Raw genomic sequence first — 12,714 nt, forward strand, 5'->3', positions numbered from 1 at the left:
GATCGAAGCCTCACGGGCAGCGGGTGTCGAGGCCGTGAAGTTCCAAGGCGATCTCACCCGTCCAGCGAACATCGTGAAGCTGTTCGACACAGCTGTCGACGCCTTCGGTGGCGTCGACATTGCCGTCAACACCGTCGGCAAGGTCCTACGCAAGCCGATCGTCGAGACGTCGGAGGACGAGTACGACTCGATGTTCGGCATCAACAGCAAGGCTGCCTACTTCTTCATTCAGGAAGCAGGCAAACGAATCAACGACGACGGCAAAGTGGTCACGATCGTCACGGCCCTCCTTGCGGCGTTGACCGACGGGTACTCGACGTATGCGGGCGGCAAGAGCCCGGTGGAGCACTTCACCCGCGCCGCAGCGAAAGAGTTCGGTGTGCGCGGGATTTCAGTCAACAACATCGCCCCCGGGCCGATGGACACGCCATTCTTCTACGGCCAGGAAACGCCCGAGCGCGTCGAGTTTCACAAGTCGCAGGCGTTGAAGAACCAGTTGACACAGATCGAGGACATCGCACCGATCGTCCGCTTCCTCGCAAGCGAGGGTTGGTGGATCACCGGGCAGACAATCTTCGCCAACGGCGGCTATACAACCCGCTGACCACCAGCGGCGGTAGCTTTGTTGTGCCGGACACGAACACTCACGTGAGCCGCCCAAGGCGGCCGAGGAAGGTTGCCGTTGCCCTTGCTCACACGATCGATCGAACTGTTCGAGTCGGTTGAGAATCTCACTCCTGAACTCGAGGCCACTTACAGGTCCGCCCTTGACCTCCGCGCGCAGTTCGACAGTGGCCAAACGCAACTCGAATATCGAGTGTGACCCGGATAGGCGCTGTTCATTGCCCGGCGTCGAGCAGCGACGTCGGGTGAAACGGCACGCCACTAGGGATTGTCAAGCGAGACTGGTGATGTGGATGGATGTGATCTTGCCGTGGTCCGGGGAGTGCGGTTCGGCTGAATGGCAGGTAGGTCTTCGCGCTGATTGTGGCGCGGGTGTCACGCAGACTGTGACGGCGGCGCCGGGCATCTCGAATACCGCTGCGGTGTCTTGGTGGGCCGATGTCGTTCCTCGGAGGCGCACATCGCCTATTCCGGTGAGCGTTCGCAAGGTTCGTACGCCGTGCTCAGCGACCTGAACCGCAGGAGTGCCGGTGCACCGACCACGGTAATGGTTCAGCGTCAGGTGGCCGGCGCCGTCGTTCGATGATGTGTTCGGCGGTGCTCGGCTCGAGATGACCGTAGTAGCTGCCGTCGGGTAGGGCGACCATTCCGCTGGCGAATCGGTCACCGCCCACATGTGTGGATTCGAATACCTGCGCGCGTGCGTCGGCCAGAGCGCGGACGATCGGGCGCCCGAACACTGCACAATACGGGTCCTTCTTTCCGTGCGAACACACCAGATACAGAGGCTCGAATACCGGTTCACCGGACTCTGGCGGGGAGGAACGCCGCCACGACATCGGTAATCAACACGACAACATCGGTGAGCGCGACGCCGAGCAGCATCAAACCCAGCAGGGCGGCCCGGTGCGCCGATGAGACCAAACACCGGCCTTGACCACGCGGTGCTCTTGGATCAGACTCATCCAGTTTCGATCCAACGATTGCTCTGGGATTTCGCCACGGCTCTGCGAATTGAACCCTTCGTTGGAGCTGCCCGACCCTTCGTCTGTGCTGTTGTTCGGCATCGACATGTCCTGGGCTCGGTGATGGATGACATAGGAGATTGTCCCATCGGTGCCGGGTGTCTCGGCTGAATTCACCGTGACCCCTTGACGCCGCGAAATTAACTATCGGCCCTGCCAGGTTCGGGTGTCGTACCCAACGATCAGTTCTTCGCTTCCGCCAGGGTGCGCGCAACGACGGAGAGTTTGACGTTGTCGTTCTGGGATTGCTCGACAAGGATGTCGAACGCGGAATCTGCTGAGACCCCTCGAGTGGCCATGATGATCCCTTTGGCTTGCTCGATCACCCCGCGAGTTTTCATCGCGGTGCGTAGACCCTCGAGTTCGGCTTCCGCCTCCGCTACCCGGCGGCTGCTCCAGATGGCGCTTTCGGCGGCGGTTACGAGAGCTTCCACCATCTTTTGGTCGACGTCGCCGAATCCGCGTTGACTGCGGCTGTAGAGGTTGAGAGCGCCGTAGTGGTAGTCGTCGAGTCGTAGTGGCGAGGATAGGTAGCTGCCGATGCCTGTGGCCACGCTGCGCGCTACGAAACTAGGCCACCTCCGACGGACGTGGACGTCCGCCCTACGCGCTTTGACTGTCGCTCGGCGCCGCACAGCTTCAATGCAGGGGCCATGTCCGGCACGGTATTGGTGGAGATCGATATCGACCACTCGGGGGTGCGTGAACACTGCTGTTCTCGGATGGCGGACCATCCGGTCGAGCCGCGCCACTCCTGCCATGTCGGCGATTTCTATCTCCTCGACCACCTGCTTGCATAGCCGGTGGAGAACTGTCTCGACAGGAGCGCTGGCGAGCAACAACCGACGAAACTCGCTGAGATCCGACTTCTGTGGGGAGAGCCGGGACTCGTCGTCCGCTGCGGCTGAGCGGGCCTCGCGTGCTGTAGTTGTGCCTACCGGTTCGGTAGGTGCGGCGGCAAGTGGATTTGTCATTCTCGTCACCCAATTCAGTTTGTGGCAAATCCGAGCATGGAATGGTTCACCGACTCACGGGACAGACACGTGAGCGGTCGGCGCCGGGCTCGGCCGAATTGGATGGAATTTTACTTTCGCGAGCCCGCTGTGTCCACCAGTCGACGATGTATGCAGTACACCGCCGCGCACCTTGCCGGTACATGGTCCGATGCGATCGTGACAACCGCGACGCGATGTGACCGTCAGGAAGGTTTGCCTGACGCACGTTTCGGGAAACCATTTCGAAGCTCGGATGCCGTTGCCCGGGCACATGGCCCGAGTCAGGTCTCGCCAGTTTGAACAGTCAGATGGCGAGACCGCAACCCACGGCCAGGCCGAGCTGTGGTGTCGAGGAAGGAAAGGATGTGCCGCCGATGAGCAGCGCTCCCAACGGTCGGTGTGAGTCCGAGGCCGCTCCCCTGACGCGTACACGTGAAATGGCCAGTCACACCGTCCGCTACGTCGATTGCGGCAGTGGCCCTGTTGTAGTGCTGGTTCACGGTTTGATGGGCAGCTTGCACGATTGGAACCCCCAGCTGAAGACTCTGTCTCAGAGCTTTCGCGTCATCGCTTTGGATCTTCCGGGGCATGGCGATTCCGACAAGATTCCGGGTGACTATTCGCTGAGCGCACACGCCGCGACCATCCGTGATCTGCTGCACTCTCTCGACGTGGAGTCCGTCACCATGGTTGGACACTCGTACGGCGGTGGGGTGGCGATGCAGATGCTGTACCTGTTCCCCGAGATGGTAGAGAAAATTTGTCTCGTTGCCAGCGGAGGGCTCGGACAGGAAGTAAACCCTGTCCTCCGGGCCGCGTCGCTCCCCGGCAGTGAAGTCGCCCTACCTGTGGCGGCGTCTGCTCCGGTCAGGCGGGCCGTCGGTGGGGTTCTCGCCCTTCTGACGCGGGCGCGGATACTCAGGCTCGGTGCCGGCGACCAGCGGGCGTGGACCAATTTCGCGTCGATCTCCGATTCGCGTACTCGTCGCGCTTTTCTTTCCACCGCCAGGTCGGTGATCAACTATCGGGGGCAATCGGTCAGTGCCACCCGATTGCTGTCGAGCTTCTCCCATGTGCCGGCATTGCTGGTTTGGGGGGAGCGCGACACCATTATCCCCGCCACGCACGCGCATTCGGTTCGTGATCAACTCCCGGGACGAGGCAGGGTCGAGTTGTTCCCGAAGGCTGGTCACTTTCCGCATCTCGACGAACCTGAACGGTTCGCATCGGTATTCGCCGAGTTCATGGACGAGACGTTCTGCGTGGTGCATGACGAAGCCGAACGGTAGCGCCTTGGGCGCCGATTTTTGCCGCGACGTTGCCGACTCGCAAAGTACATGCAGGGTGGAGTGATGAGCGATTCCACGAAGGTCACCGTAGAACGAACCATCGAGGCGCCCGTAGACGCAGTCTTCGACGTTCTCTCCAATCCGGAGCGACACCAAAAGCTCGACGGGTCCGGGTTCATTCGAGGTGTGGACCACGCCGATCGCATCCAGAAGGTCGGCGAAGTGTTCACGATGAATATGCAGGGCGACCACATGGGTGGCGAGTACCAAACCGACAATCACGTGTCCGGTTACGCCAAGGACAAGTTGTTGGCCTGGAAGACCGCGCCCGCAGGTACCGAGCCTCCCGGGTGGGAGTGGCTGTGGGAGTTGGAGTCTCAGGGTCCCAATGAGACGCTGGTCCGTCACACTTACGACTGGTCGAAGGTAACCGACAAGAAGCTCCTCGAGCACGTGAAGTTTCCGCTGGTGACGGAGGATCAGCTGACTGCCACTCCGAGCCGGCTCGATGCCGAGGCAACTACCTGACCGAGGTCCCCCCGATTATCCTCTGACAGTTACGAATACCTCGATGGTCAGCGAGCAGTCCGGTGACGAATCCACACGTTCGGCTCGACGTACACCGCCGTCCCGTGCACGAGGTCGCACAGCACCGGCGTGAGGGCTCCCGGAACTTCTACCGGCCCGGAGCTGTCGAACGGCAGTCCGGTCCAGCTTCGCCACTCGTCGAGAGTTCCGGGGATGACCATCGAGCGGGGAGCGACGTCGGCGATGCGTCCTCCCGCTCGCACATGGACGCGCAGCCACGGGTCGGCGGGTAGTCCGTCGGCCCGTATTCGGTAGGCGTAGGTGCTCATCGGCTCGTTGATGTCGGTCTTGCCGTTCGGCCGCAAGGGAACAATCAGTTCGTCGAAACCGAGCCTGCGACTGTTGTCTCTGAGTGCGAGAAGCAGTGTCGACGACAGTCCACGCCCTTGCGCTTGTGGTGCCACAGCGATTTCGAGGGCGCTGACGGTGTTCGGTGCTGTGCCGGTGAGCCTCGTGCTGATGCCGCGTCGAATTGCGCCGTCCCAGCCATCGCTCGGTAGCGCGTCTCCGTCGGGGAGATGGAACGGGATCGAGTAGGCCTTCCCGACGACGGTGCCCGTCTCGTCCTGGCATATGAGTACGTAGTCGGCAAACAGTTCGACGACGTCGGGTGTGTAGTACATCCCCGCGATGGGATCTCGCGTCATGAATGTCGGCCACGAGTCCGGCATGCTCCACAAAGCGTCGGCGAGATCGGGTCGATCGGCGAGGACTGAGACGGTGAGGCCCATGGCGCCATGGTGTCAACACTCGGAGGTGCTTGTCGAGCTGTATTCTTTACAGCACAGTGCATTCGGATGGAGCCGACCTGCCAAGCCGCCTTCTTCGACACCAGCCAAAGCCGCACCCGCAAATGGTGCGACATGAACACGTGCGGCAACCGTCAGAAGAAGGCGCGATTCACCGCGAGCAGGCGCAAGAACTCCGCATCAGCGGACTGATCGTCACTCTCGCGCTGAGATCCCGTCGTACATAACCCGTCTGATGGCGGTGCCCATACGCTCCTGCGCGGCCGGGTCGGGTTCCCGCAATGCGGCAAGAACCCCGGAGAGAATCATGCCGTTGATGGCTCGGGCAGTGGATTCGATGTCGAGATCGGTGCGTAGATAGCCGATCTCGACGCCGTGTTCGAGGTAACCGGCGGTCAGTCCTACGGCGACTTCGTGGAAGTCCAACACCCGTTCGCGCATGTCGGCGTCGATTCCGGCGGCTTCGAGGACGAGGAAGCGTGCGATTCTCGGATCCGAGCCGAAGACCGATGTGAGGGCGTCGCCGATTCGTGCCGTCTGGCGACGGTAGTCGGCCAGGCTGCTCGCCGCCTCGGGGGCGTTTTCTGCGGTCAGTGACCCGACCACTCGTTCGATGAGATCGGTGATGACGTGGTCGACGATGTCGCGCTTGTTCTCGTAGTACCGGTAGAAGGTGCCGTGACCGATACCGAGTCGTGCGGCGATGTCGGCGATCCCGGTGGCGTGATAGCCACGCTCCGCGAAGCATTCGAACGCAGCTTCGACGATTTCCCGTCGCAACTCCTGTTTCTTCCGCTCGGCACGAGTCAGAGGCGAACTCACGGTCATGGGGCCCAGCCTATTGCATCGCGCACAAAACTGACATACCGTTCCGAAAGTGACGTCAGATACCGACATGTGTAGGTGGCGGCCGAGATTGCTCACGACATCGAAGACCTGTCCGGCACGCCCACCTCGATATTTAGGAGAAGTTCATGGTCACGGACTATGACGCCATCATCATCGGCGCCGGATTCGGCGGAATGGGCGCCGCAATCGCGCTCAACCGGCTCGGCTACCACAATCTGCTCATCCTCGAACGCGAGTCGGATCTCGGCGGAACCTGGCACGTCAACCGGTACCCGGGACTGGCCGTCGACATCCCGTCGTCCACGTACTCATACTCCTTCGAGCCCAATCCGTACTGGTCGCGGCTCTTCGCGCCGGGCGCGGAGCTCAAGAACTATGCCAGCCACGTCGCCGAGAAATACGGTCTGCGACGCCTCATGCGCTTCGACACCGTCGTCGACGGCGCCACATGGGACGAGGACAACGCCCACTGGACCGTGAGGTGCAGCGGCGGTGAGCAACTGACCGCGAAGTACCTGTTCACCGCCACCGGCTTCCTGTCCCAGCCGAAGGTGCCCGACATCGACGGCATCGATACCTTCGCCGGCAAGATCATCCACACCACCGACTGGGACGACACCTACGACCTGACCGGCAAGCGGGCCGCGATAATCGGCACCGGCGCCACCGCAGTCCAACTCATCCCCGAGGTCGCCGAGAAAGCCGCCGAACTCACCGTCTATCAACGCACGCCGATCTGGGTGAGTCCGAAACCCGACGTCACCATCCCCGCCGTCGTGCAGAATACGTTTGCGGCACTGCCGCTGACGCAACGACTCGTACGGATGATCGGCACATCCATTCTGGAGATGATGATGGTCTCCGGTGTACTGCACTACAAGCAGTTGCCGCTGGTGAACAAGCTGGGCGAACTGTGGTGCCGGGCCCATCTGTCCCGTCAGGTGCGGGACCGCGAGCTTCGCCGAAAGCTGACCCCGGACTACTCCTTCGGATGCAAGCGCCCGACCTTCTCCAACGACTACTACCGCACATTCACGAAACAGCATGTGAGCCTGCAGACCTCGTCGATCGTGAGTGTCGACGCCGACGGAATCCGGACCGCCGACGGCACCCGACGTGACATCGACGTGTTGGTGTTGGCCACCGGATTCAACCTCTGGGACGTCAACTTTCCGGCGATCGAGATCATCGGTCGCGGCGGACGCAACCTCGGCAACTGGTGGCGCGAGAACAGATTTCAGGCCTACGAGGGGATCGCGGTTCCGGAATTCCCCAACCTCATCTCCCTCAACAGTCCGTACTCCTACTCCGGACTGTCGTACTTCACGACCATCGAGTCACAGATGAGGCACATCGACCGACTGTTCACCGCGATGCAGGAACGTAACGCAACGGTTTTCGAGGTCACCCACCACGCCAACGACGACTTCCTGGATCGCATGACGGCGAAGGTCGGTGACTCGGTCTTCGCTCTCGGGCAATGCTCGACGGCCAACAGCTACTACTTCAACCAGCACGGTGAAGCGACACTGCTCCGGCCGAGCTCCACACTCAGCACGTACCGCCAGGCAAGCAGCTTCCCGCTCGACGATTACGACTACGCCTGAGACCTCAGGCGAGGGGAACGTCGGTCGGCACAGTGACGAAGCTCGGTCGCTGGGGATCGAGGACGAGATGTTGTGGGGCCAATTGGGATTCGTTGAGCAGGGGTCGCGGGAGCAGACCCTTGGGGAAGTTACCGGCGAAGATGTCCACCCGAAGCCTGTGTCCTGGTTGGAGTACCGCGTCGGTCTTGCGGACCGATGCCGCGAGCTGCCCTGAGGTGAGAGCGGTGGAAGTGCCGTCGGGTGCCACGTCGTTGAGTGTGGCGGTCCAGTAGCCGTCGGTGGTGTCGAGCATCGTTTCGAGGTGGACGTTGACCGGCCCGGAGATCTGGGTGGCCGCTCCCACCGGTGCGCTCGTGAATGTCTGGGCCGAGTGTTCGGCAATGCGCGAGTCCTTGCCGCAGGCATCCAGAATTGCGGTGATCCCTGCCAATCCTTGTGCGCTGTCCTGTGAGCACAGCGTCGCCAGCCCCGGTGCGACGGTTAGCGTCCCGGCGCTGCGGGTGTCGGTCCGAAGGCTGCCGTCGTGTACCGCATGAGGGCTCGTGCCGCTCGATTCCGGGTCGAGGTACATCCGCTGATAGTTCATTCCGGGCCGCGGGAACGATGGCAGGCTCGCCCAGGGTCCGCCTTGCTGCTTGACCGTGACTGGGCCGTAACTGTCGATTCCGTTGTCGATGCCCTCGAGCCAGTGGTCGAACCATGCGCGCTGCAGGACGTCGAGACGTGGTGGTGCACCCGGTGTTCCGAATTGCGCGGCGGGGCCCAGGTGGTACGTGTCGCCCATGATCAGTTGCTTGTGCCCGGGTGGTAGTGGAATCGCGTTGTACATCCGGGGTTGGCTGTTGGTGAAGATGTCGTGCCAGCCTCCGTACAGCATGGTCGGGACGCCGATGTTCTCTGGATGCGATACGAGATCGGTTCGTATCGAGGAGTTATCGGTGAGCAGCGCCTCCAGTTCCGGGGGCACGGTGTCGATCGACTCGGTGACCAGTGCTGCGATGAGTAGGTCGAAGAAGACCGCCGGGTGCTCGAGTCGGCTCCGTAGCCACTGTTGATCGAAAGTGCCGTTCGCGAGGGACTGTACGTCCGGGACGAGCTTGAGGGCATTGACCGCGGTCAACCACGGCAGAAGGAACCCGATGCCGACACCGCCTCCGGGGGCGATGATGTCGCGTCCCATCGGTCTCCGATAAGCGTGTCCCACCTGATCGGCCGCTGGGGCGAGGTGAGGAGCGGTAAGGCTGCGCCGCTGCAGATACCTTAGACACTGTGTCTCATACAGTCCAGCATTCGGGCCGCTGACTATCGTGTTCGCCATGGCCAACGAACGTGATCAGCCCGGATCCGCGGTAGACGGACGTACCGTGCGATGGGCGGATCACAAGGCGGAGCGCCGCGCGAGAATTCTCGACGCGGCCGTCGCTGTCATCGGCGAGGAGGGGCCCGACGTCGGGGTTGCGACGATTGCGCGACGCGCCGGCGTTCCACGGTCCGTGGTGTATCGAGTGTTCGAAGATCGTTCCGATCTCGATGAGCAAATACGCATTCGGATTCTGGGGATTCTGCTCGACCGCCTGGCCATGGACCCCATGGGAACCATCGGAGAAGCCGTCGCCGACGGAGTGGACAGCTACCTGAGCTGGGTGGTCAAGTTTCCGCAGTTGCACCTGTTTCTGGGCATCGGCTCGGCGAGTCGCCGGACCGCGGGATCACGGACGGTGACCGGTGCGAAAACCGCTGTGGCGGTGAAGGTGGCGGCCGTGCTCGACATGAATCTGCGCGCGCGCAACGCCGATCCGGCATTGGCCGAAACTGTGGCATTCGGGTTGATCGGGCTGATCGATCACAGCGTCAACAGATGGCTCGCCAATCCCGAGCGGACCATCGACGAGCAGCAGCTGGCCGAGTTCTTGAATCTGTCTATCTGGCAAGTACTGGACGGGGTGGCCAAGCACGCGGGGATCGAGATTCGACCGAGCGATCCGGTCATCTACTCGTAGCGCAGCGGCAGGTCAGGAAGCCCGGGTGAGGGGTTCGCTGCGATAGCGCGAAGGCCGGCCGTCGATACGCATTGCCTTCCACACTCGACGCGAGAAGCGATTCATCAGTCCCAGTTCGGTGCACAGCATGCGCACGTCACCGAACATGTCGCGCAGAACCTTGCTCGAGTGCTCGCTGTCCCACCACACCTCGTCGACGACCTCTTTGGGAATTCCGAGGTCGCGCTGCATCTTTCGGGTGGGTTTGAGGATGGCGTCGCACAATACGCGCATGACGATCGGCGTGGCGACGCCCATGATGGCCCGTTGACGCGCGCTCAGCTTGGGTGCTTTGTACTGCAGATATTGGTGCGCGAAACCGATGTGTCGTGCTTCCTCGGCCACGTGGATCTGCATGATGCGGGTGACAAGCGGGTGACGCTCGTGCCCGCTGCGCAGCATGGTCTTCTGAACATGGTCGATCGGTTCCTCGCCGGCCAGAACTCCCACGAAGAATCCGAAGGGAAGCGGGGCAGCGGCCAAGGGCATGAGCGGTGCGAGCTTTCGGAACCAGCGCGGTCCGCCGGCAACGTCGATTCCGATGCGGTTGACCAACTCCTGGAACATCTGAGTGTGGTGGCACTCCTCGGTCGCTTCGTGGGTGGAGTAGCGAAACTCCGGTGAGTTGTTCGGCAGCGACAGCGCGTAGTGCATGAGGCCGCTGATGAGGATCTGCTCGAACTGCAGACCGACTTTCATGGTGTTGGCCTGCATGTACATGCCGATCTCGATCTGCCGTTGCACTGGCAGCGATCGGTACCACGTGGTGGAGCCGAGTGGGTCGAACGAAGGCAGGACCCAACGTGGATCATCGGGAATCACCGCGTAGTCGGGGTCATCCCACGGGATGTCGACGAAGGCATCGAAATGTTGGTGCACCGAGGCGGTGGAGAGTGTCTGCAGGGTTTGCTCGTACGCGATTCGCGTTGTGCTCGCAGTCATGGTGACGAGGTCCTTCCGAGCGAGACGATCGCCCAAACATCTACATTGGACAAGCTGTCCCACTCACATTAGTGCAACGCGGTGTTACAGACAACAATGGACGCGAGATTTCCGGGCGCACTAGCTCCTCCGATACCCCGTGTCCGGATTGTGTCGGTATCGTGGATTCATGGGCAGCAGCACCATCGACGACGGCTCCCACCAGGGTGGTGGCCGACGACGGTGGCGCGCGAGCGACGGCACGACGGCCATCGGCGTGGTGTTGGGAATTCTGCTGCTCGTGGGCGTGCTGGCGCGATTCTGGGTGATGATCCTCGCGGTCGTGATCATCGCCATCGCGGTGTGGTTGATACACGACAGCAGGGTGCAGCGGCAGGTCCGCCGCGATCTGGAAGAGCGGAGAATCGCAGACCTACGGTCGCGAGCAGACGCCGAGCATCAAGCCTTCCTTCGAGGCGAACGCCGTGGGCTGTACGGGCAATACGAGCCGCCGGAATTGTGAGCCGGTCACCAGTAATCGAACGAACAAATGCAGACGCCGACGCCCATTGCCATGATTCAGTAGGTGAGTAACCATGGATGTGAAGCGATTGCCGGTCACGCTCGACAGTGAGGACCAAGCCGAGGTGGCAGTGTTTTCCGACCCGAATCGCCTCGAATCAGCCATCCTGCGTGAGTGGGCGCAGCAGAATCACATCACCGTCCGTGACAATTCCGAGTCAGGGATCGTGCGTGCGTTGCTGCGTGCAGGTGCGGAATCACTTCGCGAGAAGGCGCTGGAAACCGGCTATGCCGCGCTTGCCAAGGACCAGGAGGACGGGCTTGGCGAGCAGCGCACGCGCGGTCCAGTCCAGCCAGAACGGCCAGTCACAGTCGCTGGGGCTCGGCGGAGTGTGCCGCTGAGTTGCGTTGTGGCGGTTGGTGTTCTCCGCGTTGGTAGGTTTCTTCAGCAGATCGGCAAGTGGCACGGTCAAGTTGACGTTGACTCCGCTCGATCCGGTGCCTGTCCGGGCGTGCAAGTAGCGATCAAGGAGTTCGCTGAGTCTGTCGGCGTTGCGTCTGTCTGGTGTGCGTGTGCGTGAGCGGGCTGGGTGTCGCAGAGACGGAAGTCGAGAGCAAGGAGCTCCCCATGACGACGCCCGCCGGATGGCATCCAGACCCGGAAGGCTCCGGGCAACTTTGGTGGTGGGACGGGCAACAGTGGACCTCGGAAGTGGGCAAGGCCTGATCGACCAGCTGATGTACGAGGGCTTCACCTATGAGCAAGCGCAGTACGGAGTCGATCAGGCGGGAATTCGACGTTTGGTCATGTGCCAGAGGACGTACGTCGGCGTCTCAGTGGTCATGCGGTTGGACCCGCTCCCAGGAACGAGAGTGAACTACACATGGCAGTTACGAGAGAGCAGTTCGACGTCCGATGGATGGAGGTCGAAGATGCCGCGTTGGCAGTGGGATCGAAGACCATGTTCGACGGGAGTGCGGACGAATAGATGTGGACTGAACCTGATCCGTCGAGAGTCGAGATCGGCCGGTTCTACCCTCACGCCACCGATGTGGTGTGGCGAGCGATCACCGACCCGACTCTGCTCGAACGGTGGCTGATGCCATCGACTGGGTTCGTGGGTGCGGTCGAAGGAACACACTTTCGCTTACACCGAGTTCGTCTGCAGCGCGTGCTGCAGCTGGCTGAACTCCGCCCAGCTCGATCAGTGGTTGCGAAGTGCGTCTATCAGTTCGTCTTTCTTAAGCTTCGAATAGCCGTCGATTCCGAGCTCTTTGGCGCGGTCGGTGAGCTCGTCGACGGTCCAGTCCTCGTACGACGGTGAATTCCCGCCCTTCTTCCCCACATTTCCTCGACCCTCGTTGGCCGCTGCGTTGGATATTCGTGCCGCCTTCTCCTTCGAGTTGCCCTCGTCGCGCAGTTTCTCGTAGAGGCCTTGGTCTTTCAGCTGCGGTTGATTGTCGGACTTGTTCGTCGGCATCCTCGTTCCTTTCGCTTGTAATCTT

General features: G+C 61.7%; 16 protein-coding genes and 1 pseudogene. 8 read left to right on the forward strand and 9 right to left on the reverse strand.

All coding sequences use genetic code 11. The annotated features are described in order from the left end of the window. Window positions 1–604 (forward strand): SDR family oxidoreductase (locus A2J03_RS09215; protein WP_068372497.1); only part of this gene is annotated, 604 nt, incomplete at its 5' end. Window positions 605–1,127: 523 nt separating this feature from the next. Here A2J03_RS09215 and A2J03_RS32010 read toward each other — a convergent pair. From A2J03_RS32010 to A2J03_RS09230, 3 genes are all read right to left on the reverse strand, one after another. Next, window positions 1,128–1,463, reverse strand: a complete 336-nt coding sequence (locus A2J03_RS32010) for a sucrase ferredoxin (protein ID WP_082897710.1) — start codon at window positions 1,461–1,463, stop codon at window positions 1,128–1,130. Continuing rightward, the gene (locus tag A2J03_RS31865; RefSeq protein WP_269455188.1) at window positions 1,426–1,548 is read right to left on the reverse strand and encodes a hypothetical protein; all 123 of its coding nucleotides are present in this window, start codon (window positions 1,546–1,548) and stop codon (window positions 1,426–1,428) included. The genes A2J03_RS32010 and A2J03_RS31865 overlap by 38 nt, the downstream gene beginning before the upstream one ends. A 283-nt stretch (window positions 1,549–1,831) precedes the next feature. Beyond that, complete coding sequence (locus A2J03_RS09230; RefSeq protein ID WP_082897711.1) at window positions 1,832–2,623, reverse strand: ANTAR domain-containing response regulator; 792 nt, start codon at window positions 2,621–2,623, stop codon at window positions 1,832–1,834. Window positions 2,624–3,018: 395 nt separating this feature from the next. Between A2J03_RS09230 and A2J03_RS09235 the strand changes: the two genes are divergently transcribed. Further along, window positions 3,019–3,933 carry an alpha/beta fold hydrolase gene (locus A2J03_RS09235; RefSeq protein ID WP_231912456.1) on the forward strand — a complete coding sequence of 305 codons (915 nt, stop codon included), beginning with the start codon at window positions 3,019–3,021 and terminating at the stop codon, window positions 3,931–3,933. 63 nt (window positions 3,934–3,996) lie between these two features. Then, window positions 3,997–4,461 (forward strand): SRPBCC domain-containing protein, encoded by a 465-nt coding sequence (locus tag A2J03_RS09240; protein WP_068372576.1) that lies wholly within the window; start codon window positions 3,997–3,999, stop codon window positions 4,459–4,461. 47 nt (window positions 4,462–4,508) lie between these two features. Here A2J03_RS09240 and A2J03_RS09245 read toward each other — a convergent pair whose 3' ends face one another. Beyond that, on the reverse strand, window positions 4,509–5,252 hold the full coding sequence (locus A2J03_RS09245; RefSeq protein ID WP_068372509.1) for an acetyltransferase-like protein: 744 nt from the start codon (window positions 5,250–5,252) through the stop codon (window positions 4,509–4,511). Window positions 5,253–5,324: 72 nt separating this feature from the next. Between A2J03_RS09245 and A2J03_RS29840 the strand changes: the two are divergent. After that, window positions 5,325–5,462, forward strand: a pseudogene (locus A2J03_RS29840) (CGNR zinc finger domain-containing protein); the annotation flags it as partial. 3 nt (window positions 5,463–5,465) lie between these two features. On the opposite strand, the gene A2J03_RS09250 reads toward A2J03_RS29840, so the two are convergent. Further along, window positions 5,466–6,098, reverse strand: a complete 633-nt coding sequence (locus A2J03_RS09250; protein WP_068372512.1) for a TetR/AcrR family transcriptional regulator — start codon at window positions 6,096–6,098, stop codon at window positions 5,466–5,468. Window positions 6,099–6,244: 146 nt separating this feature from the next. Here A2J03_RS09250 and A2J03_RS09255 point away from each other — a divergent pair, with 146 nt between their 5' ends. Next, window positions 6,245–7,726: a flavin-containing monooxygenase gene (locus A2J03_RS09255; RefSeq protein WP_068372515.1), complete on the forward strand. Its 1,482-nt coding sequence runs from the start codon at window positions 6,245–6,247 to the stop codon at window positions 7,724–7,726. A gap of 4 nt (window positions 7,727–7,730) precedes the next feature. Here the strand turns inward: A2J03_RS09255 and A2J03_RS09260 are convergent, their stop codons facing one another. Next, on the reverse strand, window positions 7,731–8,906 hold the full coding sequence (locus A2J03_RS09260) for a CocE/NonD family hydrolase (protein WP_068372518.1): 1,176 nt from the start codon (window positions 8,904–8,906) through the stop codon (window positions 7,731–7,733). A gap of 136 nt (window positions 8,907–9,042) precedes the next feature. Between A2J03_RS09260 and A2J03_RS09265 the strand changes: the two genes are divergently transcribed. Beyond that, on the forward strand, window positions 9,043–9,726 hold the full coding sequence (locus A2J03_RS09265) for a TetR/AcrR family transcriptional regulator (protein ID WP_068372521.1): 684 nt from the start codon (window positions 9,043–9,045) through the stop codon (window positions 9,724–9,726). Window positions 9,727–9,738: 12 nt separating this feature from the next. On the opposite strand, the gene A2J03_RS09270 is transcribed toward A2J03_RS09265, so the two are convergent. Next, window positions 9,739–10,707 (reverse strand): AurF N-oxygenase family protein, encoded by a 969-nt coding sequence (locus A2J03_RS09270; protein WP_068372524.1) that lies wholly within the window; start codon window positions 10,705–10,707, stop codon window positions 9,739–9,741. A gap of 169 nt (window positions 10,708–10,876) precedes the next feature. On the opposite strand from A2J03_RS09270, the gene A2J03_RS09275 reads away from it, so the two are divergent. Further along, complete coding sequence (locus tag A2J03_RS09275; protein WP_068372527.1) at window positions 10,877–11,209, forward strand: hypothetical protein; 333 nt, start codon at window positions 10,877–10,879, stop codon at window positions 11,207–11,209. A gap of 256 nt (window positions 11,210–11,465) precedes the next feature. On the opposite strand, the gene A2J03_RS30455 is transcribed toward A2J03_RS09275, so the two are convergent. Next, window positions 11,466–11,726 carry a hypothetical protein gene (locus A2J03_RS30455; protein ID WP_156520288.1) on the reverse strand — a complete coding sequence of 87 codons (261 nt, stop codon included), beginning with the start codon at window positions 11,724–11,726 and terminating at the stop codon, window positions 11,466–11,468. Window positions 11,727–11,836: 110 nt separating this feature from the next. On the opposite strand from A2J03_RS30455, the gene A2J03_RS29845 reads away from it, so the two are divergent. Further along, a complete protein-coding gene (locus A2J03_RS29845; protein WP_082897723.1) occupies window positions 11,837–11,935 on the forward strand; it encodes a DUF2510 domain-containing protein in 99 nt (32 codons plus the stop codon). A gap of 478 nt (window positions 11,936–12,413) precedes the next feature. Here the strand turns inward: A2J03_RS29845 and A2J03_RS09285 are convergent, their stop codons facing one another. Next, window positions 12,414–12,689 (reverse strand): DUF7218 family protein, encoded by a 276-nt coding sequence (locus tag A2J03_RS09285; protein ID WP_068372533.1) that lies wholly within the window; start codon window positions 12,687–12,689, stop codon window positions 12,414–12,416. Between the last annotated feature and the right edge of the window lie 25 nt (window positions 12,690–12,714).

This window comes from Rhodococcus sp. EPR-157 (genome assembly GCF_001647195.1).
Classification (GTDB): domain Bacteria; phylum Actinomycetota; class Actinomycetes; order Mycobacteriales; family Mycobacteriaceae; genus Rhodococcoides.